Raw genomic sequence first — 19,009 nt, 5'->3', positions numbered from 1 at the left:
CTACGCGGGGGGACCTACCTACCGGCAGGTCGCACTGTGGCATCCGCCACGTTCGTGTCCTCCGAGGGGGTGACACCCCCCGTGGCGTCCTTGACGCGCGTGTCCGAACGGGCCCCCTCCTTGGCGCGCGCCTCCTCGGCGGCCCGCTCGACCTTCTCCGGGGTGACGAAGCGGTAGCCGACGTTGCGGACGGTGCCGATCAGCGACTCGTGCTCCGGGCCCAGCTTGGCCCGCAGCCGCCGGACGTGGACGTCGACCGTCCGGGTGCCGCCGAAGTAGTCGTACCCCCACACCTCCTGGAGGAGCTGGGCACGCGTGAAGACCCGGCCCGGGTGCTGGGCCAGGTATTTGAGGAGCTCGAACTCCTTGAAGGTCAGGTCGAGGACCCGGCCCTTGAGCTTCGCGCTGTACGTCGCCTCGTCGACCGACAGGTCGCCGTTGCGGATCTCCATCGGGGAGTCGTCGGCGACGATCTGCTGGCGGCCCATCGCGAGCCGGAGGCGCGCCTCGACCTCGGCGGGCCCCGCGGTGTCGAGGAGGACGTCGTCGATGCCCCAGTCGGCGGTGACGGCCGCGAGGCCGCCCTCCGTGACGACGAGGATCAGCGGACAGCCGGGCCCGGTGGAGCGCAGCAGCTGGCAGAGCGAGCGGACCTGCGGGAGGTCGCGCCGGCCGTCGACGAGGATCACGTCCGCGCCGGGGGTGTCCACGAGGGCGGGGCCCTCGGCCGGGGCGACCCGGACGTTGTGCAGCAGCAGGCCGAGTGCGGGGAGCACCTCGGTCGACGGCTGGAGGGCGTTGGTCAGGAGCAGCAGTGAGCTCATCGCTCCCCACCTACCCGGGTCGTCGGTCGGTAGTGCGTCGTTCGCTCGTCCATGACGTCGGTTCCTCCTCGGTCCCTGCGAGGACGTCTATGTGTGCTCACGTGCGGCTCTCGCGCCCTGAGAGCTTTCGTTCATCCGTCCGTAACAACGGTCGGAAAACACAAAAGGACCCGGGGGCTGCGTTGCCCGGATCCTCTGCCAAGCAGAATAGCCCACATGAGTTCCGAGGCAGAGGGTCGATTTCACATCGTGGATGTCTCTTCTCTCACTTCCGTCCACCGTCCGGTGCCGCTGCGCGTGATGCTGCGTACCGATGACGGTGTCCTGATCGAGGCGGTTTACGAACCCTCCGCGGCAAGTGTCACCGATTCGGCGGTCACCGGTACGGCGGTCGTCGTCGCCCACGGCTTCACCGGTTCGGCCGACCGGCCCGCCGTCCGGCGCGCCGCCCGCGCCTTCGCGGAGCGCGGCGCGTCCGTCGTCACCTTCTCCTTCCGTGGACACGGCGGCTCCGGCGGCCTGTCCACGGTCGGCGACCGCGAGGTCCTCGACCTGTCCGCCGCCGTCCGCTGGGCCCGTGAGCTCGGCCACGCGCGCGTGGCGACGGTCGGCTTCTCCATGGGTGGGTCCGTCGTCCTGCGTCACGCCGCCCTGGAGCGGGGCACGGACGCGCGCGCGGACGCCGTGGCCTCCGTCTCCGCGCCCGCCCGCTGGTACTACCGGGGTACGGCTCCGATGCGCCGCCTCCACTGGGTGGTCACCCGGCCCGCGGGCCGCCTCGTCGGCCGCTACGGGTTCCGCACCCGGATCGAGCGGCGCGCCTGGGACCCCGTGCCCCTCTCCCCGGTGGAGGCGGTGCCGCTGATCGCGCCGACCCCGCTCCTGGTCGTGCACGGCGACCGGGACCCGTACTTCCCGCTCGACCACCCGCGCATGCTGGCCGGCGCGGGGGACGCGGAGCTCTGGCTGGAGCGCGGCATGGGGCACGCGGAGAACGCGGCGGACGACGAGCTGCTCGCCCGGCTCGGGGACTGGCTCACGCGCGCATAGCCCATCATGGGGGGCGGCGCGCACACGAACGAAGGGAGCGCCGCTATGGCAGCGGGAACCATCCGCTACTGGGCCGCGGCCAAGGCCGCCGCCGGAGTCGCAGAGGAGCCGTACGCCGCCGAGCACCTGGCGGAGGCCCTCGACGCGGCCCGTGCGAAGCACCCGGGCGAGCTGACGCAGGTCCTCCTCCGGTGCTCGTTCCTGGTCGACGGCGACCCCGTCGGGACCCGGAGCCATGAGACGGTACGGCTTGCCGAGGGCGGCACGGTCGAGGTGCTCCCCCCGTTCGCAGGAGGGTGAACCCCAGAGCATGAGCAACGACCACTACTACGGCGGGCAGCAGTACGACCCGTACGCGGACGGCCGGCAGGACGGGCAGCACCGCGGTGAGCAGCCCCCGGCCGACGTCACGCAGACGTGGGAGGGCCAGACCTGGGACACCACGTACCAGCCGGCCGTCTCCTACGACCAGATCCAGGCCGCCAGGGCCGCGGCGCCCCACGGGACGCCGGAGACGGCGTACCGGCCGCAGTCGTACGCGCAGTCCGGGGAACAGCCCTACCCGCAGCCGGCCGGGCAGTCGTACGGTCAGCCGCAGCCGCAGCCGTACGAGCAGTCGGCCGGGCAGCCGTACGAGCAGTACCCGGCGTACGCGGACCGGGCCGTCGACCAGGCCGGTCACCACGCGGGCCACCAGGCCGGCCACCACGCGGGCCACCAGGCCGGTCACCACGCGGGCCACCAGGCCGGGCAGCAGCAGGCCGCACCCGCCCCTCCGGTCCCGGCGCCCGCAGCGGCCGCCGCGTCCGCCCCCGCGGCGGAGGCGGGCCCCGCGTACTCCTCGCCGACGACGGCCGGGAACACCCGGATCACCGACGCCCAGCGGGCCAGGGCCGAGGGCCGGTCGCCGGTCATCGAGCCCGGCATGCGGCCGGCCGCGCTGACCGCCGTCCTCGGACTGCTGTTCGCCGGCGGCGCCGCCCTCGGGTCGTACGGGCTCCTCGTCCCGCTGGTCCTGCTCCAGGGGCTGACCGCCGCCGGCTGGTTCCGCCTCAACGGCATGTGGCCGGCCCGGCAGGGCATCGCCCTCGCGTTCGCGGGCGGCCTCGTCGCCGACGCGGCCCTGCTCGCCACCGGCCGCGAGCACGCGGCCCCCGCGATCCTGGGCACGCTCGGCGTCTGGGTGCTGCTCTGCCTGGTCCTCCAGCTGCGCAGCCACGCCGACCCGGACGAGCGGATGTACGGCCTGATGGCCACCATCGCCTCCGCCGCGCTGACCGTGGTCGCCACCGGGCACCTCGGCGCCGCGCCCGACGCCGTGGTGGTCGGCGGGGTCGCCGTCGCCGCCGCCGTCCTCGCCCGGGCGCTGCCGCTGCCCGGCCCGGTCTCGCTGATCGCCGCGCTGCTCGCGGCGGCGGGCGCCGGGGTCGCGGTCGGCGGCCTCACGGACCTGGGCACCCAGGGAGCGCTGCTCGGCCTCGGTGCCGGGGTCTGCGCGCTGATCGGCCTGCGGGTGGCGAGCTACGACTACCCTTCCCGGTTCGTCCACATGACCGCGGGCGTCGCGCTGCCGCTCACGGCCGCCGCCCCCGCCGTCTACCTGCTCGGGCGCGCCCTGGTCTGAGCCCCTCCCGGCCGGGCCCGCACCGGCCCCGGGAACCAACCGGCCCTCCGACACGTCGATCTTCGTGTCGGGGGGCCGAAGACTTTCCCACCGAAGACCTCCGCCGTCGAAGGTCTTCACACACCGAAGCTTTCTACCGGGGGGACACACATCCCATGCGAGCACTGCGGATTCTGCTGATCGTGGCCGTCGTGCTGGGCGGGGTCCTCGTCGGGATCGACCGGCTGGCCGTGGCCTACGCCGAGTCGGAGGCGTCCAGCCGGGTGAAGCTGTCGGCCGCGAGCAGCGAGTCGATCGAGGTCGACATCAAGGGCTTCCCCTTCCTCACCCAGGTCGCCGACAAGCGGTTCGACCAGGTCGACGTGACGGCGACCGGCGTGCAGGCGACGGCGGGCAGCAAGCGCATCCGGGTCGGCGAACTGACCGCCGTCCTGCGGGACGTGACCGTCACCGGCGACTGGGCCGGCGCGAAGGCCGGCTCGGCGTCCGGCACCGCGCTCATCTCGTACGCGGACCTCACCGCCGCCGCGTCCGACCAGGACGCCACCGTCGCCTACGGCGGCAACGGCAAGGTGAAGGTGACCGGCGGCGTGAAGATCATGGGCCGCACCCTGACCCGGACGGTCCTGTCCACCGTGACCGTCGTCGACGGCGGCACGATCCGGGTCCGCGCCGACGAGGTGCCCGGCGAGGGCATCCCCGGCGTCGAGGAACTGGTCCGCGCCCGCACCGACTTCGAGCGCCCCATCGGCATGATCGCCGGCATGAAGGTCGAGAAGGTCGAGCCCCGCCCGGACGGCCTCGCCGTCATGGTGACCGGCAAGGACGTCGTCCTGGCGGGCTGAGCCCCGGCGCCCGCCCCCTGTCCCCCTTGCCCCCCGCGCACCCTCCTCACCCCCTCCCGGGTGCCTTTCCGGCCCCTTCGCAGCCCCTCGCTGCCCTGGTCGGCCATATGCTGAGACGGTGTTGTCCGATCCGTAGGAGGACAACCGGACGCGTGGGTACGGAGGCGTCCGAAGCCGCTCCGCAGGGTGATCCCGTCTCGCTTTTCGGACGATCGTGTCTCAAAATGCGACACGCCGGTGACACGGCCGCCTGTCCGTCCCTACGATCGAGGGCATGAAGCGACAGGCGGATCTCACGAAGCGGCGGGCAGTAGACCTGTGCCGCGTCGCCGCCATGCTCTGTCGTTCCGTCTGAGCGGGACCCGTCACTCCCGTATTCCTCAGGCCCTCCCACCGCGGTCAGGGCCGCCCTGTGCAAGCCGTACGCACGTCCGCCGTTCGTACGCCACGCGACGACGCGTACCGCACGACACACAGCACCACCCGCACCACACCGCCGCACACTGCCCCGGAGGAGAACAGCATGGCTCGCAGCGACGTACTGGTCGACGCGGACTGGGTCGAGGCCAACCTCGACAACCCGCAGGTCGCCCTCGTCGAGGTCGACGAGGACACCTCGGCCTACGAGAAGAACCACATCCGCAACGCCATCCGGATCGACTGGACCCAGGACCTCCAGGACCCGGTCCGCCGCGACTTCATCGACCAGGAGGGCTTCGAGAAGCTCCTCTCGGCCAAGGGCATCGGCAACGACACCACGGTCGTCCTCTACGGCGGCAACAACAACTGGTTCGCCTCCTACGCCTACTGGTACTTCAAGCTCTACGGCCACCAGGACGTGAAGCTCCTCGACGGCGGCCGCAAGAAGTGGGAGCTCGACTCCCGCGACCTGGTCGACGGCTCCGAGGTCCCGTCCCGCCCGGCCACCGAGTACAAGGCCAAGGCCCAGGACTCCTCGATCCGCGCCTTCCGCGACGACGTCGTGGCCGCGATCGGCGCCCAGAACCTGGTCGACGTCCGCTCGCCCGACGAGTTCTCCGGCAAGCTGCTCGCCCCGGCGCACCTCCCGCAGGAGCAGTCGCAGCGCCCCGGCCACGTGCCGAGCGCCCGCAACATCCCGTGGTCGAAGAACGCCAACGACGACGGCACCTTCAAGTCGGACGACGAGCTCAAGGCCCTCTACGAGGCCGAGCAGGTCGATCTGGCGAAGGACACCATCGCCTACTGCCGCATCGGTGAGCGCTCCGCGCTGACCTGGTTCGTCCTGCACGAGCTGCTCGAGGTCACGAACGTCAAGAACTACGACGGCTCGTGGACCGAGTACGGCTCCCTCGTCGGCGTGCCGATCGAGCTCGGCGCCAACAAGTAAGTCCCCGGACCTCCTCCCCTCCGGACCCCTCGACCGTAAGGACAGAACATCATGTGTGGAGCGCAGCCCGGCGGCCCCGACGCCTCGACGATCAAGCCCGGTGAGACCACCATCCAGGGCTTCGTGACCAAGGACGGCGAGCCCGTCACCGGTTACGTCCGCCTCCTGGACTCGACCGGCGAGTTCACGGCCGAGGTCCCGACCTCCGCCACCGGACAGTTCCGTTTCTACGCGGCCGAGGGCACCTGGACCGTCCGCGCCCTGGTTCCCGGCGGCACCGCCGACCGCCAGGTCGTCGCACAGAAGGGTGGCCTCGCAGAGGTCGCCATCGCGGTCTGATCCGCGCACCCGAACGGCCGGAGGGCCGTGCCTCCTGGGGGGTTGGACGCCATTTCCAGGACTCGAGGCACGGCCCTCCGGTCTTCCCCGTTCCGCGCCGGGAAGCCCGCCCCGCCGTACGCTGAAGATGTGTACGCACGGCGTCGGCACGTCTACTTCTGGATGATGGGTGCCTGCCTGGTCCTCTTCGTGGGCGCCTGGGCCGTCGTGCGCCTTTTCTCCGTGCCCGTCGCCGTCGGCATGTGCGTCGTCGCCATGGTCATCCCGCCCGTCGCCGCCATGGTCGCCAACCGTCGCGGCCCCGAGGACCGCTGGTGGGACGACCCGTCGGGCGACCCGAAGTCCGACGAGTGGTGGGACGAGCTGGACGGCAAGAAGCGCCGGGACCGGTAGGCGTCGGGATCAGTAGACGAGGGCCTGGGTCTCGTCGGCCATGGCCTCCTGGACGAAGACCTGCGCGCCCGCGATCCGGACGCCGTCGAGGACGTCCGCCTCGGTGATCTCGCGGCGGGCGGCGCACTGGGTGCAGAGCGTGACGCGGCCGGCCGCCAGGATCGACTCGATGAGGTCCGGCAGCGGCGCGGCGTGCGGAAGTTCGAACTCCGCCGCCCGGCCCGGCAGCGCGAACCACGACGACTCGCCGGTCAGCCAGAGCGAGACCTCCACCCCGCTCGCGACGGCGACGGCGGCCACCGTGAAGGCCTGCGAGCAGCGTTCGGGGGCGTCGGCCCCTGCGGTCACCTTGATCACGAGCTTCTTCGCCATATGCCGAACTGTAATGCGCGGCGCTGCAACCCCCTGCGCCCCTCGCGTGTCTGCTGGGTGCGCGGATGACGGAATCCGCGCTTCAGGTCTCGTGGGGGGACTCTTGAGCAACGAAGAAACCATCCCGAACCAGGGAACAGCGCCACCGCCGTCGCCCGATCCCGTACCGGAATCAGCTACTCCGGTCGTGAATCCCGCAGCTCCCGCCGAACCGGAGCCGCCGGCCACAACGGCGCCGGAAACACCTGTCGACGCCGCGCCGCCGGCCGACGCGGTTCCGGAAGCGCCCGCCGAAGCCGACACCGCTCCGGAAGCGCCCGCAAACCCCGACGCCGACCCCGACCCTGACGCCCCCGACGCCGCTGCACGGCCGCGCCGCCGGGTCCTCCGGACCGTCGGGCTCATCGCCGTCGCCGCCGTCCTCGGTCTCGTCGGCGGCACCGCCGTCGGCTACCGCATCCAGGCCGACCGCGAACCCACCCCGTTGCCCGCCCTCAACCAGCCCGCCCTCGCCTACCCGGCCAAGCCGCTCCCCGAGGGCGAGGAACCGGAGCCGCTGTCGGCGAAGGAGGACCTGCAGTCGAAGGCGCAGGGCGACCTGCGGAAGCTGCTGCTGCCGCGGCCGAAGGGGGCGCGCGCCGACGGGACGGACGGGTGGCAGCCGCTCGACGCGTACGCCGACACGTTCACCATGCCCGAGGGGAGGCTCGAGGAGGCGCTCACCTCGGGCGTTCGCCGCATCGCCACGCGCGGATGGCTGGTGGGCGAGTACAAGAGCGTCCGGATCGAACTCGTGCAGTACCGGGCGGACTCCCGGCTCGGAGCCTTCGAGCACGCGACACAGCAGCAGCGCATCACCGCGAGCGAGGGGAAGTCCGGATCCCTCGGACACGAGGTGAAGGGCTCCACGAACGGCCGCTACTACATCTACCCGGTACACCGGGAGGCCGGCTACCTGGACGCGTACGAGGCCCGTGCCTTCATCCAGCGCGGCGACATCGCGATCACGATCCTCATGTACGACACACACAAGATCGCCGAGAGCGAGATCCGCTCTCTGGCCGAGCGGCAGCTGGGGCGCCTGTGAGCGAGAAGTCAGGGAGCCGCACCCGCCGGATCCTGAAGAACGTCCTGGTCTCCGTGCTCGTGCTCGGGGCCGTCGGCGGCGGCGTCGCGTACACCGCCGTCACGGCCGACGGCGCCGACCGGACCGCGCCCACGGTGGCGTGGGCGGAGCCCGGCACGACCGCGACCCCCGACGACCCCGCCGCCGGCTTCCTGCGGGGCCGGGCGTCGACGCCGCTGAGCAAACTCCTCCTGCCGGTGCCGGACGGCCTTGTGCTCGGGTCGGACATCGAGGGCTACGGCAACGACGCCGAGGTGTCGGCGAAGCAGGCCCAGGCCCTCCTCAAGCTGACGGGCAACGGCTACTACGGCAAGCAGCGCCGCGCGTACGAGAAGGAGGTCGACAAGCTCGGCATCCAGGGCATGGCGATGCGCGCGTACGCCGACGACGCCGGCACCTACCAGGCCGAGGTGCTCATCCTGCGCATGAAGGACAAGAAGGCGGTCCGCAGGTTCTTCGAGGTCCGCAAGGACATCTCCGAGCTCCTGAAGCTGCGCAAGGGCCCGAAGATCAAGGAGTACGCGAAGAACTCCGCCTGCTACCTGGGGCCCGAGCCCGAGACGCCCACGACGTACCGGGGCGGCCGGCAGAATCCCGACCTCCAGGACATGGTCTGCTCGGCATACGACGGCGAGTTCATGATCACCGTCAGGGCGTACGGATCCCCGCCCTTCGACGAGAAGGCCGTGGCCGACCTCGTCGAGAAGCAGCTCCGCCACATCGCGTCTCCGGGGGAGTACGTATGACCGAGCAACTGACCGAGCAGCAGGCCGAACAGCAGGCCCGGACGGCCGCGGACGCGGGGGAGGTCGCGGCCGAGGTCGCGGCCGCCCCGGAGCCGGCGCCTGACGCCGTGCCCGCCGCGCCCCGGCGCGGCCGCCGTGTCCTGTGGGCCGTCGCCCGCTGGACGGCCGCCGTGGTCGTGTGCGGCGGCGTGGGCGCCGGTGCCGCCATGGGGATCACCGCCATGGACCGGGAGGACGTACCCGGTCTGGCGACCGAGAGCGACGGCCGCTGGGAGTACCCGCGGCTCACGCTGCCGGCGCTGCCCGCGGACCGGCCCCGCCCCTTCACCGACGGCAACGACGGCGAGGTGCACTACGCCGACCCGCGCGCACTGCTGCTGCCCGCGCCGGCCGGTGCGACGCCCGACCCGAAGCTCAACGGCGGGTTCGTGTCCACGGACGCGTACCTCTCCCTCTACGGCAAGGAGTTCCGCGGCGACCTGCGGCAGACGCTCGCGGACTCGGCCCTCCGGCACATCGCCGCCCGCGGCTGGACGACCCCCGACGGCACCCGCACCAGCATCCACCTGCTCCGGTTCAGCTCCGTGGCGTACGCCGAGGAGTACCTGCGCGGGGCCGTCGGGGTGGACAGCACCTCCGGTCCGACGGCGCTCCCCGAGGGAGTGGAAGGCGTCGACCCGGAGACCTTCGCGGACGACATCGACGTGCCGGACACGCGCGCCAACGCCTACCGGGAACAGAAGCCCCACGGACCCGAGCAGACGCGCTGGGCGTACGTGCAGGCGGGGGACACGCTCGCGTTGATCACGCAGACGCGGAAGGGCGAGGCGCTGGAGGTGCCGTTCCGGCAGACCGTCACGTTGCAGAACCAGCTGCTCGGGTAGCGGGGGCCGGGAGACCCACCTCACCGAGTGGCCCGGACCCCGGCCCACTAAGCTGGGGTCCGGCCCGTTCCGCCTTCACACCTCAGTCGAGGAGCACCCCGTGATCTATTTCTTCGAAGCACTGTTGGTCCTCGTCTGTGTCGGCGTGCTCGCCTTCACCGGTCTCGCGGTGAAGAAGCTGTACCAGGGCCAGCGGTAACCACCTCTAGAGAACGCCAGAGCTGCTCATGATCGAGATCCCGTCCGACCTCAACCCGGACCTCGTCCCCCTCGCGTTCCTGCTCGGTACGTGGGAGGGCGCGGGTGTCTCCGACTTCCCCGGCGCCGAGAAGTGCAACTTCGGCCAGTCCGTGACGTTCAGCCACGACGGCCGGGACTTCCTCGAGTACCACTCGCACTCGTGGGTCCTGGACAACGACGGCAACAAGGTCCGTCCGCTGGAGAGCGAGAGCGGCTACTGGCGGATCGACAAGGACCGTCAGGTCGAGGTCGTCATGGTCCGTGACCAGGGCATCGTCGAGATCTGGTACGGCGAGCTCGCCGACCAGAAGCCGCAGATCGACCTGGCGACGGACGCCGTCGCCCGGACCGGCGCCTCGGGTCCGTACAGCGGCGGCAAGCGGCTCTACGGCTACGTGAAGAGCGACCTCATGTGGGTGGGCGAGAAGGCGACCCCCGAGGTCCCGCTCCGCCCGTACATGTCGGCGCACCTGAAGAAGGTCGTCACGCCCGAGGAGGTCGCGGAGATGGCCCGCAACCTGCCCGACATGCCGGACGACGGCATCGCGTTCTTCCGCTGAGGCCGCTGAGGCCGCTGAGGCCGCTGAGGCCGCTGAAGGTCTCAGGCCACTGAGGCCATTGAGGCCGCTGAGGGTCTGGGGTGCCGCGCCGCGCCCTCCTACACTGGGGGGCGTGGTGAGCACCGACTGGAAGAGCGATCTGCGGCAGCGTGGGTACCGGCTGACGCCGCAGCGGCAGCTTGTGCTGGAGGCCGTGGACAAGCTGGAGCACGCGACTCCGGACGACATCCTCGGCGAGGTCCGCAAAACGGCCTCCGGGGTGAACATCTCGACGGTGTACCGGACCCTGGAGCTCCTGGAGGAGCTCGGGCTGGTGAGCCACGCCCATCTGGGGCACGGCGCCCCGACCTATCACCTCGCGGACCGGCACCACCATCTGCACCTGGTCTGCCGGGACTGCGACGAGGTGATCGAGGCGGACGTCGAGGTGGCGGCGGAGTTCACCGGGAAGCTCCGTGAGACCTTCGGGTTCGAGACGGACATGAAGCACTTCGCGATCTTCGGCCGGTGCGCGGACTGCGCCGGGAAGGTCGCGGCCGCCGAGTCGTAGGCTCTTCTTATGAAGAGCCCGAGCCCCCTGCTGTCCCTGCCCGGTGCCGTCGCCGCCGAAGGCCGCGACGAAGGTGTCGCCGCGCACTACGGCGACCTGTTCCGCGAGCAGCGCGCCCTCGCCGCCGGCGACGGTTTCGTCGACCTGTCGCACCGCGGTGTCGTCGCCGTCACCGGTGACGACCGGCTGAGCTGGCTGCACCTGCTCCTCACCCAGCACATGACCGACCTGCCGGCCGGGCGGGCGACCGACGCGCTGATCCTCTCCGCGAACGGCCACATCGAGCACGCCCTGTACCTCGTCGACGACGGCGAGACGGTGTGGGCGCACGTCGAGCCGGGGACGCGGGAGGAGCTCGTCGCGTACCTGGAGTCGATGAAGTTCTTCTACCGGGTGGAGGTCGCCGACCGCACGGAGGACGTCGCGGTCGTCCACCTCCCGGCCGGTTCCGTCGCCGAGGTGCCCGAGGGCGTGGTCGTACGGGAGACGGCGCACGGCCGCGACCTGTTCCTGCCCCGCGCCGACCTGGAGTCCTTCGCCGCCTCGCACGGTCCGGCCGCCGGCCTCCTCGCGTACGAGGCGCTGCGGGTCGAGGCGCACCGGCCCCGGCTCGGCTTCGAGACCGACCACCGGACCATCCCGCACGAGATCGGCCTCATCGGCAGCGCCGTCCACCTCCAGAAGGGCTGCTACCGGGGCCAGGAGACCGTCGCCCGGGTGCAGAACCTCGGGAAGCCGCCGCGCCGGCTCGTCTTCCTCCACCTGGACGGCAGCGAGGTGCTGCTGCCGGGGCACGGCACTCCCGTCCGGCTCGCCGCCGACGGCGAGGAGGGCCGGCAGCTCGGCTTCGTGACGACCGCCGTCCGCCACCACGAGCTGGGTCCGATCGCCCTCGCCCTGGTGAAGCGGAACGTGCCCGTGGACGCCCCGCTGATCGCCGGGACGACGGCGGCCGCGCAGGAGACGGTCGTCGAGCCGTAGGGGACCCCTCGCGGTGGCCTCCCTCGCGGTGGCCCCCCACCGGGGCGGCTCCCGCCGGGGCCGCTCCCACCGGGGCCGCTTCCCACCGGGGCGGCTCCCGCCGCCGCGGGTCAGACCTCGACCAGCACCGTGAACGGGCCGTGGTTCGTGAGCGAGACGCGCATGTCCGCTCCGAAGCGGCCCGTCTCCACGTGCGCGCCCAACTGCCGCAGCCGGGCGACGACCTCGTCGACGAGGGGCTCGGCGACGGGGCCGGGCGCGGCGGCGTTCCAGGTGGGGCGGCGGCCCTTGCGGGCGTCTCCGTAGAGCGTGAACTGGGAGATGACGAGGAGCGGCGCGTTCACGTCGGAGCACGACTTCTCGCCGTCCAGCACCCGGACGGACCAGAGCTTTCTGGCCAATTGGGCGGCCTTCTCCGGGGTGTCGTCGTGGGTCACCCCGACCAGCACGCACAGCCCCTCGCCGGTGATCTCACCGACGGTCTCCCCTGCGACGACGACGCTCGCGCCGTCGACCCTCTGCACCACAGCTCGCATGCGTACCAACCTACCGAGCGGGCAGTGGTCCGAAGGACGAGGGGCCGAACGGGTGCAGAGCGCCTGCACGCGCGCGTGCAGGAGTGGCACCATGCGGAGGAGGCGGTGCGGCTCCGCACCGGTCGAGGGGACGATTCTCATGAGTGCACCTGGCACCGGGCCGACGCCGTCCGGTCCCGTACCGCTGATCCGCTCCGGATTCCCGGGCGGAGGACCGGGCGGAGGCCCCGTGAAGCGCCCACCCGTGCAGCGGACCGCCGAGGCCGCCCTGCCGGAGGCGGCGCGGCCCGACCTCGGCGCGCTGCGGCTGCCCGAGCTGCGCACGCTGCGGCGCGAGGCGCAGAGCGACGAGGCCGACCTGAGTTACGTACGGCGGATGCTCCAGGGCCGGATCGACATCCTGCGGGCCGAGCTGGCGCGGCGGACCGATCCGGAGGCCCCGGTCCTCGACCGGCTGTCCGAGATCCTCGCGGACGTGCCGTCGCGGCACCGCAGCTCGGCACGGCACGTGACGCTGTCGACGCCGCGCGGCGAGGAGTACCGGCGGCTCGCGGCCGAGATGCTGTCGGAGGTCGAGCTGTCGGACCTGACGGCCCGCACGGACGACGAGCTGCACGCGGCGATGGGACGCCTGGCGGGGTACGAGCAACAGATCTCGCGCCGGCGGCAGCACCTCCAGCGGACCGCCGACGACTGCAGCGCGGAGATCGCCCGCCGCTACCGCGACGGCGAGGCCCAGGTCGACGACCTGCTGGCGTGAGCGCCGGCGGCAGGCCTGCCCGGAGGGCCGGCGGCCGGCGTGGCGGGGGCGGCGACCGGCGACCGGCGTGGCGGAGGCGGCGGCCGGAGTGGCAGGAGTGGCGGAGGCTGCGGCCACCCGGCGGGGTGAGCGCGGTCCGTCCGCCGTCGGCGGCCGGTCCGGTGGGACGGGGCGGGGCGGGGGAAACTCGGGTGCGGGGTGTGGGGGGCGTGCATAGGGTCGAGGGATGACTGTCGACGTGCGTACGGTGGCGGAGTCGGAGTTCCCCGACTGGCAGCGGGCGCTTCGGACCGGGTTCCTGCGGCCGCCCGTCGTGTCGGAGGCGGAGGCCGCTGACCGGCTGGCGCACGCGGACCTCGACCGGACGCTCGGGGCCTTCGACCGGGGCCGGATCGTCGCCACCTTCCGGTCGTTCCGGCAGGAGGTCAGCACGGTCGGCGGCGGCAGCCTCACGGCCGACGCGATCACCCAGGTCACCGTCTCCCCGACGCATCGCAGGCGCGGACTGCTCAGCAGGATGATGAGCGCGGACCTGGCCGCCGCGAAGGAACGCGGGGACGCGATCGCGACGCTGATCGCCGCCGAGTACCCGATCTACGGGCGGTACGGCTTCGGTGCCGCGAGCTGGGCGACCGAGTGGAGCGTGGACGTGCGCCGGGCCGGTCTCGACCCGCGCCGTTCGGGCCGCCCGGAGGACGGCGGCCGGATCGACCTGACCGACGGCGACGAGATCCGCAAGACGGGCCCCGAGGTGCACCGAAGGCTTGCCGCGGTCCGCGCCGGGGTCACCGACCGCGACGCGCGCGGCTGGGAGATCGGCACCGGTCTGGGCCACCGGAGCGAGCCGTGGCGGGAGCCGTACTACGCGGTGTACCGGGCGGAGTCCGGGGAGGTCGAGGGGTACGTGGCGTACTCGGCCGACGACAAGTGGGACGACGCGAAGCAGCCGGTGAACACGGCGACCGTGCGGGACCTGATCGCGTTCACCCCGGCCGCCGAGCGCGCCCTGTGGCACTACCTCTGCTCGATCGACTGGATCGCCACGGTCCGCTCCGGCTACCGGGCGCCCGACGACCCGCTGCCGCTGCTGCTGCCGGACCCGCGCGCGGCGCGGACGCTGACGTACGTGGACATGCTGTGGGTCCGGGTCCTGGACGTCGTCCGGGTCCTGGAGAGCCGGACGTATCCGGTGGAGGGGAGCCTCGTCCTGGACGTGCGGGACGCGGACGGTCTGGCGGGCGGCCGGTTCCGGCTGGACGCCTCCCCGGCGGGCGTCTCCTGTGTCCGTACCGCCGAGTCGGCCGATCTCGCCTTCGACGTCGCCGAGTTGGGCACGCTGGCGTTCGGCGACGAGTCGGCGGTGCGGCTGGCCCGGCTGGGTCGCGTGGAGGAGACGACGGCGGGCGCCGCGGCCCGGGCGGACCTGCTGTTCCGTACGCCGCTGCGGCCGTTCTCGCCCGACATCTTCTGAGCGGGGACGGATCCGCCCCGGCTCTCACGGGCGCGAGGGGGCGGGCCGCTCCCCGGCTCTTCCGAGCTCGCCTGACGGGTCTCCCCCCGGCGCTCCCGTGCCGTACAGCGCGGTGAGTTCGGCGCCGATGCGGGCCAGGGCGGTGCGGGCCTCGGGCGGGTCGTGGAGTTCGACGCGGGCGCCGAGGCCGGCGAGCCGGGCGGCGACGACCTCGGGGGAGGGGCCGTCGGCCTCGATGGCCGTCCAGCCGTCCGGGTCGCGTTCGCCGTACCGTACACGCCCGCCGAGCAGGCCTTCCAGGACGGATTCGGTGCCGGGGGCGGCCCGTCCGCGTACGGTCGCGGCGACCAGCCGGTCCTCCATGCGGGCGGCGAGGGTGCGCCAGACGGTGGCGAGGTCGAAGTCCTCGGGGCGTACGACGGGGTTGCCGGTCTCGGTGACGGAGGTGACGCGGCCGACGCGGAAGGTGCGGAGACCGTGCTCGGTGTCGGCGACGAGGTAGCGGACGCCTGCCTTGGCGGCTATCCCCAGCGGTCGTACGGTCCGTTCGTGCGGGTCCCGGCCCGGCCGGGCGTACCCGATCCGGAGCTCGCGCCCCTCGACCACGGCCCGTTGGAGGGGGGCGAGCAGGGGTTCCTCCCTGTCCGTGCCCGCCCAGTCGATGCCGTCGGCGACCCCGGCGCGGGCGGCGGCCTCGGCGCCGTCCCTGAGCGGCGCGGGGAGGGCCCGTACGAGCTTGCGCAGTGCGGTCCGGGTCCGGGGGCTCGCACCGGCGTCGGGCCCGGTCAGCAGGAACAGCTCGCGGATCTCGGGCGCCGTCAGGCCGGTGAGGTCGGTACGGGCTCCGCCGACGAGCGACCAGCCGCCGCCCTGGCCGGCCTGGGAGTAGACCGGGACCCCGGCGCTCGCGAGCGCTTCGAGGTCCCGGCGGGCGGTCCGTTCGGACACGTCCAGTTCGGCGGCGAGTTCGGCGGCGGTGACCCGCTGCCTGGTCTGGAGGAAGAGCAGGGCGGCGACGAGTCGATCGGCTCTCATGCCGCCATTGTCATGCGCGGCTTGGTCTCGGCGGAGGCCTTCGCCGGCCGCAGGACGCCGGCGGCGACGGCCAGGGCTACGAGGAGGAGGCCCGTGCCGACGGCGAAGGCGAGGTGGTAGCCGCCGGTGAGCGCCTCGGCGGCGGGGTGGCCGGCGGCGGTGAGGGTCTCGGTGCGGGTGGCGGCCAGGGTGGACAGGACGGCGACGCCGGCGGCCATGCCGATCTGCTGGGTGGTGTTGAACAGGCCGGAGGCGAGGCCCGCGTCCGCCTCGTCGGCGCCCGACATGGCGAGCGACGTGAGGGCGGGGAGGGCGAGTCCGAACCCGGCGGCGAGGAGCATCACGGGCAGCAGGTCGGTGGCGTAGGAGGCGTCGACGGGGACGCGGGTCAGCAGGCCGAGGACGCCGACGAGCATGACGATGCCGGTGAGCAGGACGTTCCGCTCGCCGAAGCGGGCGATGAGACGGGCCGAGACGCCCAGGGAGACGGCTCCGATGACGGCGGCGGCCGGCAGCATCGCGAGACCGGTCTCGGCGGCGCCGTATCCGCGGACCTTCTGCAGGTAGAGGGCGACGAGGATCTGGAAGGAGAACAGGGCGGCGACCATCAGCATCTGGACGGCGTTCGCGCCGGCGACGCTGCGGGAGCGGAGGATCCGCAGCGGCATGAGCGGGTGCGCGGTCCGCGCCTGGCGGACGAGGAAGCCGGCGAGCAGGGCCAGGGCGAGACCGCCGAGGCCGAGGGTGCGTGCCGAACCGGCCCCGTACTCCTCGATCCTGACGACCGCGTAGATGCCGGTCATCAGGCCCGAGGTGACGAGCAGCGCGCCGATGACGTCGGCTCCGGCCCTGAGTCCGAGGCCCCTGTCGGCGGGGAGTGCGCGCAGGGCGACGAGGAGCGTGGCGGCGCCGACGGGCAGGTTGATGAAGAAGATCCAGTTCCAGGCGAGCGCGTCGGTGAGCACGCCGCCGAGGACCTGTCCGATGGACGCGCCCGCGGCGCCGGTGAAGCTGAACACCGCGATGGCCCTGGCCCGTTCGCGCTGTGCGGTGAACAGCGTCACGAGGATGCCGAGGCTGACGGCGGACGACATCGCGCTGCCGACGCCCTGCAGGAAGCGGGCGGCGATCAGAACGCCGGGGGAGGCGGCGGCCCCCGCGAGGAGCGACGCGGCGGTGAAGATCCCGGTCCCGGCGAGGAACATCCGCTTCCGCCCGATCAGGTCGCCGAGCCGGCCGGCGAGGAGCAGCAGCGAACCGAACGCGATCAGGTACGCGTTCACGACCCAACTGAGGCCGACGGGCGTGAATCCGAGGTCCCCCTGGATGGCCGGCATCGCGACGGTCACGATGCTGCCGTCGAGGACCGTCATCAGCATCCCGGTGGCGAGGACGCCGAGCGCGAGCTGTCGGGAGGTGGTGGCAGGCGTGGGCATGGCAGGTCTCTCCTGTTCGACGGAGGCTACAGGAGAGACGTTAGCAGAAGGTTTTGTTGCAGACTATTTTTTACGGGAGGACTTCTCGCCCGGTCGACCGGGAGCCCCCGCGCCTGTCGGCTCCCGGCGAGGACTGGGAGTGGCGGGGGTGCTCGTGCCGGCGGGTCTGGGGGTGGTGGGGCGCTCGCGGCGGGGTGCCTGGGGACGGTGGGGGTCACCCGTGACGGCGGACCCGGTGGCGGCGGGGGGTCAGCCGCGCTGGCGGGCCCTGCGGGCGGGCTTCGGGCTCTCCACGGGGGTGCCCAGGTGGCCGGTCGCCAGATGGTTCAGCGCGCGGAGGAGGATCGTGCGCTCGTCCTCGGGCAGCGACCCGAGCGCACTCTCGTGCACCCCGTCGACGATCTTCTGGCTCTTCCGCGCGACCTTCGCCCCCTCCTCCGTCACGGCGATGATCCGCGCCCGCCGGTCCGTGCTCGACGGCCTCCGCTCGGCCAGCCCCGCCTTCTCCAGTGCGTCGACCGTCACCACCATCGTGGTCTTGTCCATGTCCCCGATCTCGGCCAACTGCGCCTGCGTCCGCTCCTCCTCCAGCGCGTGCACCAGCACGCAGTGCATGCGCGCGGTCAGCCCGATCTCCCCGAGCTCCGCCGCCATCCGCGTCCTCAGGACGTGACTGGTGTGGTCCAGCAGATAGGACAGGTCGGGTTCGGTCCGTGTGGGTGCCATGGCGGTCATGCCCCCAGCCTACCGAGACTCGATCCGTCACGGATTATCGAGAAGCGGACGAGTTGCGCCGCCGGGCAGGATGGAGGCATGACGTCGCACGCGGGGGAGCGGACCGGCACCGCCCCCGACGGCCCCCTGCCCTTGCTCTTCCTGGATGTGGACGGGCCGCTGATCCCCTTCGGTACGCGCGACGGCGCCGACCCCGCCCACCCGACGTATCCGCCGGAGCCGCCGACCGGTGTGAGTCCGCTGCTCGCACGGCTCGATCCCGCGCAGGGGCCCCGGCTCGCGGCGCTTCCGTACGAGCTCGTGTGGGCGACCACGCGGGAAGCGGACGCGAACACCTGGGTCGCGCCCCGCCTGGGGCTGCCCGAACTCCCGCTGGTGCCCTGGCCGGACGGGCCGGACGGGCCGGACGGGCCGGACGGGCCGGAGGGGTCAGACGGGCCGGACGCGGCGGAGTGGCCGGACGGGGCGGACGGGGCGGAGCGGCCCGGGCTCCACTGGAAGACCCCGGCGCTCGTGGCGTGGGCCGCGGGGCGGCCGTTCGCGTGGGTGGACGACGAGATCGGCGCGGTGGACCGCGCGTGGGTGGCCGCTCACCATGTGGGGCAGGCGCTGCTGCACCGGGTGGACGGCCGGTGGGGGCTGGGGGGGGGGAATGACTACGCGACGCTCGCCGGGTGGGTGCGGGGAGCGTCGCGTGGGGGGTGGATCAGGGCTTGCGGGGCTGGGTGAAGCGGACCATGTTGCCGGCGGGGTCGCGGAAGGCGCAGTCGCGGACGCCGTAGGGCTGGTCGACGGGCTCCTGGAGGACCTCGCCGCCTGCGGCGCGGATGGTCTCGAAGGTCTTGTCGACGTCCTCGGACGCGAAGATCACACCGCGGAGCATGCCCTTGGCGAGCAGCTCGGCCACGGCCTGCCGGTCGGCGGGGGAGGCGTTGGGGTCGGCGAGCGGCGGTTCGAGGACGATCTCGACGTCCGGCTGCTCGGGCGATCCGACGGTCACCCAGCGCATCCCCTCGAACCCGACGTCGTTGCGGACCTCCAGGCCGAGGGCGTCGCGGTAGAAGGTGAGCGCCTTGTCGTGGTCGTCGACGGCGATGAAGCACTGTGAGAGTTTGACGTTCATGTCGCCGACG

Annotated in this window: 24 protein-coding genes; 17 read left to right on the top strand and 7 right to left on the bottom strand. The window is 72.8% G+C overall.

Translation table 11 applies throughout. The features are described from left to right. Positions 1-14: 14 nt before the first annotated feature. On the bottom strand, positions 15-824 hold the full coding sequence (locus tag AC067A_RS25165; protein ID WP_479244731.1) for a response regulator transcription factor: 810 nt from the start codon (positions 822-824) through the stop codon (positions 15-17). A gap of 216 nt (positions 825-1,040) precedes the next feature. On the opposite strand from AC067A_RS25165, the gene AC067A_RS25160 reads away from it, so the two are divergent. The 8 genes from AC067A_RS25160 (at position 1,041) to AC067A_RS25125 (ending at position 6,444) form a co-directional block, all read left to right on the top strand. Next, entirely contained in the window at positions 1,041-1,874 is an 834-nt protein-coding gene (locus AC067A_RS25160) for an alpha/beta hydrolase (RefSeq protein WP_479244730.1), read from the top strand. 45 nt (positions 1,875-1,919) lie between these two features. Next, positions 1,920-2,174, top strand: a complete 255-nt coding sequence (locus tag AC067A_RS25155) for a MoaD/ThiS family protein (protein WP_033203785.1) — start codon at positions 1,920-1,922, stop codon at positions 2,172-2,174. A 10-nt stretch (positions 2,175-2,184) separates the two neighbouring features. Beyond that, a complete protein-coding gene (locus tag AC067A_RS25150) occupies positions 2,185-3,498 on the top strand; it encodes a hypothetical protein (protein WP_479244729.1) in 1,314 nt (437 codons plus the stop codon). Between the two features lie 155 nt (positions 3,499-3,653). Then, positions 3,654-4,343, top strand: coding sequence for an LmeA family phospholipid-binding protein (locus AC067A_RS25145; protein ID WP_479244728.1), 690 nt, complete (start codon positions 3,654-3,656; stop codon positions 4,341-4,343). A 274-nt stretch (positions 4,344-4,617) separates the two neighbouring features. Then, entirely contained in the window at positions 4,618-4,698 is an 81-nt protein-coding gene (locus tag AC067A_RS25140) for a putative leader peptide (protein WP_350497993.1), read from the top strand. A 168-nt stretch (positions 4,699-4,866) separates the two neighbouring features. Beyond that, positions 4,867-5,712: a sulfurtransferase gene (locus AC067A_RS25135; RefSeq protein ID WP_017242394.1), complete on the top strand. Its 846-nt coding sequence runs from the start codon at positions 4,867-4,869 to the stop codon at positions 5,710-5,712. A 51-nt stretch (positions 5,713-5,763) separates the two neighbouring features. Beyond that, on the top strand, positions 5,764-6,051 hold the full coding sequence (locus tag AC067A_RS25130) for a DUF1416 domain-containing protein (protein ID WP_017242395.1): 288 nt from the start codon (positions 5,764-5,766) through the stop codon (positions 6,049-6,051). A gap of 51 nt (positions 6,052-6,102) precedes the next feature. Next, the gene (locus AC067A_RS25125) at positions 6,103-6,444 is read left to right on the top strand and encodes a DUF3099 domain-containing protein (RefSeq protein ID WP_479244773.1); all 342 of its coding nucleotides are present in this window, start codon (positions 6,103-6,105) and stop codon (positions 6,442-6,444) included. A gap of 9 nt (positions 6,445-6,453) precedes the next feature. Here AC067A_RS25125 and AC067A_RS25120 read toward each other — a convergent pair whose 3' ends face one another. After that, on the bottom strand, positions 6,454-6,816 hold the full coding sequence (locus AC067A_RS25120) for a DsrE family protein (RefSeq protein WP_479244727.1): 363 nt from the start codon (positions 6,814-6,816) through the stop codon (positions 6,454-6,456). Positions 6,817-7,003: 187 nt separating this feature from the next. On the opposite strand from AC067A_RS25120, the gene AC067A_RS25115 reads away from it, so the two are divergent. The 6 genes from AC067A_RS25115 to ygfZ all read left to right on the top strand — a co-directional run bounded on the left by AC067A_RS25115 (position 7,004) and on the right by ygfZ (position 11,903). Further along, complete coding sequence (locus AC067A_RS25115) at positions 7,004-7,903, top strand: hypothetical protein (protein WP_479244726.1); 900 nt, start codon at positions 7,004-7,006, stop codon at positions 7,901-7,903. Beyond that, on the top strand, positions 7,900-8,688 hold the full coding sequence (locus AC067A_RS25110; protein ID WP_479244725.1) for a hypothetical protein: 789 nt from the start codon (positions 7,900-7,902) through the stop codon (positions 8,686-8,688). The genes AC067A_RS25115 and AC067A_RS25110 overlap by 4 nt, the downstream gene beginning before the upstream one ends. Further along, entirely contained in the window at positions 8,685-9,572 is an 888-nt protein-coding gene (locus AC067A_RS25105; protein ID WP_479244724.1) for a hypothetical protein, read from the top strand. Before AC067A_RS25110 ends, AC067A_RS25105 begins: the two co-directional genes overlap by 4 nt. Before the next feature lie 227 nt (positions 9,573-9,799). Next, positions 9,800-10,372, top strand: a complete 573-nt coding sequence (locus AC067A_RS25100; RefSeq protein ID WP_479244723.1) for a heme-binding beta-barrel domain-containing protein — start codon at positions 9,800-9,802, stop codon at positions 10,370-10,372. 112 nt (positions 10,373-10,484) lie between these two features. After that, a complete protein-coding gene (locus AC067A_RS25095) occupies positions 10,485-10,922 on the top strand; it encodes a Fur family transcriptional regulator (RefSeq protein ID WP_479244722.1) in 438 nt (145 codons plus the stop codon). A gap of 9 nt (positions 10,923-10,931) precedes the next feature. Then, complete coding sequence (gene ygfZ, locus AC067A_RS25090; protein WP_479244721.1) at positions 10,932-11,903, top strand: CAF17-like 4Fe-4S cluster assembly/insertion protein YgfZ; 972 nt, start codon at positions 10,932-10,934, stop codon at positions 11,901-11,903. Positions 11,904-12,013: 110 nt separating this feature from the next. Here the strand turns inward: ygfZ and dtd are convergent, their stop codons facing one another. After that, positions 12,014-12,439: a D-aminoacyl-tRNA deacylase gene (gene dtd, locus AC067A_RS25085; RefSeq protein ID WP_479244720.1), complete on the bottom strand. Its 426-nt coding sequence runs from the start codon at positions 12,437-12,439 to the stop codon at positions 12,014-12,016. 139 nt (positions 12,440-12,578) lie between these two features. On the opposite strand from dtd, the gene AC067A_RS25080 reads away from it, so the two are divergent. Together AC067A_RS25080 and AC067A_RS25075 are read left to right on the top strand one after the other, a co-directional pair. After that, a complete protein-coding gene (locus tag AC067A_RS25080; RefSeq protein ID WP_479244719.1) occupies positions 12,579-13,199 on the top strand; it encodes an RsiG family protein in 621 nt (206 codons plus the stop codon). Positions 13,200-13,425: 226 nt separating this feature from the next. Further along, on the top strand, positions 13,426-14,670 hold the full coding sequence (locus AC067A_RS25075) for a GNAT family N-acetyltransferase (RefSeq protein WP_479244718.1): 1,245 nt from the start codon (positions 13,426-13,428) through the stop codon (positions 14,668-14,670). Positions 14,671-14,694: 24 nt separating this feature from the next. Here the strand turns inward: AC067A_RS25075 and AC067A_RS25070 are convergent, their stop codons facing one another. The 3 genes from AC067A_RS25070 to AC067A_RS25060 all read right to left on the bottom strand — a co-directional run bounded on the left by AC067A_RS25070 (position 14,695) and on the right by AC067A_RS25060 (position 17,876). Then, positions 14,695-15,705 (bottom strand): helix-turn-helix transcriptional regulator, encoded by a 1,011-nt coding sequence (locus tag AC067A_RS25070; protein ID WP_479244717.1) that lies wholly within the window; start codon positions 15,703-15,705, stop codon positions 14,695-14,697. Continuing rightward, entirely contained in the window at positions 15,702-17,141 is a 1,440-nt protein-coding gene (locus AC067A_RS25065) for an MFS transporter (protein ID WP_479244716.1), read from the bottom strand. Before AC067A_RS25065 ends, AC067A_RS25070 begins: the two co-directional genes overlap by 4 nt. Before the next feature lie 249 nt (positions 17,142-17,390). After that, positions 17,391-17,876 (bottom strand): MarR family winged helix-turn-helix transcriptional regulator, encoded by a 486-nt coding sequence (locus tag AC067A_RS25060; protein ID WP_479244715.1) that lies wholly within the window; start codon positions 17,874-17,876, stop codon positions 17,391-17,393. A gap of 78 nt (positions 17,877-17,954) precedes the next feature. On the opposite strand from AC067A_RS25060, the gene AC067A_RS25055 reads away from it, so the two are divergent. After that, positions 17,955-18,605, top strand: coding sequence for a hypothetical protein (locus AC067A_RS25055; RefSeq protein WP_479244714.1), 651 nt, complete (start codon positions 17,955-17,957; stop codon positions 18,603-18,605). On the opposite strand, the gene AC067A_RS25050 is transcribed toward AC067A_RS25055, so the two are convergent. Next, positions 18,583-18,999, bottom strand: coding sequence for a VOC family protein (locus AC067A_RS25050; RefSeq protein WP_479244713.1), 417 nt, complete (start codon positions 18,997-18,999; stop codon positions 18,583-18,585). The genes AC067A_RS25055 and AC067A_RS25050 overlap by 23 nt on opposite strands. Between the last annotated feature and the right edge of the window lie 10 nt (positions 19,000-19,009).

The organism is Streptomyces sp. NPDC043176 (genome assembly GCF_056436715.1).
This window is presented reverse-complemented; position numbering and strand designations above follow the sequence as displayed.

Bases quoted from the DNA above. Each gene is read 5' to 3' on its own strand.
- AC067A_RS25140 (WP_350497993.1), top strand. From the start codon at position 4,618: ATGAAGCGACAGGCGGATCTCACGAAGCGGCGGGCAGTAGACCTGTGC.
- AC067A_RS25155 (WP_033203785.1), top strand. From the start codon at position 1,920: ATGGCAGCGGGAACCATCCGCTACTGGGCCGCGGCCAAGGCCGCCGCC.
- AC067A_RS25060 (WP_479244715.1), bottom strand. From the start codon at position 17,876: ATGACCGCCATGGCACCCACACGGACCGAACCCGACCTGTCCTATCTG.
- AC067A_RS25055 (WP_479244714.1), top strand. From the start codon at position 17,955: ATGACGTCGCACGCGGGGGAGCGGACCGGCACCGCCCCCGACGGCCCC.
- AC067A_RS25165 (WP_479244731.1), bottom strand. From the start codon at position 824: ATGAGCTCACTGCTGCTCCTGACCAACGCCCTCCAGCCGTCGACCGAG.
- AC067A_RS25070 (WP_479244717.1), bottom strand. From the start codon at position 15,705: ATGAGAGCCGATCGACTCGTCGCCGCCCTGCTCTTCCTCCAGACCAGG.
- AC067A_RS25075 (WP_479244718.1), top strand. From the start codon at position 13,426: ATGACTGTCGACGTGCGTACGGTGGCGGAGTCGGAGTTCCCCGACTGG.
- dtd (WP_479244720.1), bottom strand. From the start codon at position 12,439: ATGCGAGCTGTGGTGCAGAGGGTCGACGGCGCGAGCGTCGTCGTCGCA.
- AC067A_RS25105 (WP_479244724.1), top strand. From the start codon at position 8,685: ATGACCGAGCAACTGACCGAGCAGCAGGCCGAACAGCAGGCCCGGACG.
- AC067A_RS25130 (WP_017242395.1), top strand. From the start codon at position 5,764: ATGTGTGGAGCGCAGCCCGGCGGCCCCGACGCCTCGACGATCAAGCCC.
- AC067A_RS25160 (WP_479244730.1), top strand. From the start codon at position 1,041: ATGAGTTCCGAGGCAGAGGGTCGATTTCACATCGTGGATGTCTCTTCT.
- AC067A_RS25145 (WP_479244728.1), top strand. From the start codon at position 3,654: ATGCGAGCACTGCGGATTCTGCTGATCGTGGCCGTCGTGCTGGGCGGG.
- AC067A_RS25080 (WP_479244719.1), top strand. From the start codon at position 12,579: ATGAGTGCACCTGGCACCGGGCCGACGCCGTCCGGTCCCGTACCGCTG.
- AC067A_RS25135 (WP_017242394.1), top strand. From the start codon at position 4,867: ATGGCTCGCAGCGACGTACTGGTCGACGCGGACTGGGTCGAGGCCAAC.
- ygfZ (WP_479244721.1), top strand. From the start codon at position 10,932: ATGAAGAGCCCGAGCCCCCTGCTGTCCCTGCCCGGTGCCGTCGCCGCC.
- AC067A_RS25065 (WP_479244716.1), bottom strand. From the start codon at position 17,141: ATGCCCACGCCTGCCACCACCTCCCGACAGCTCGCGCTCGGCGTCCTC.
- AC067A_RS25050 (WP_479244713.1), bottom strand. From the start codon at position 18,999: ATGAACGTCAAACTCTCACAGTGCTTCATCGCCGTCGACGACCACGAC.
- AC067A_RS25120 (WP_479244727.1), bottom strand. From the start codon at position 6,816: ATGGCGAAGAAGCTCGTGATCAAGGTGACCGCAGGGGCCGACGCCCCC.
- AC067A_RS25100 (WP_479244723.1), top strand. From the start codon at position 9,800: ATGATCGAGATCCCGTCCGACCTCAACCCGGACCTCGTCCCCCTCGCG.
- AC067A_RS25150 (WP_479244729.1), top strand. From the start codon at position 2,185: ATGAGCAACGACCACTACTACGGCGGGCAGCAGTACGACCCGTACGCG.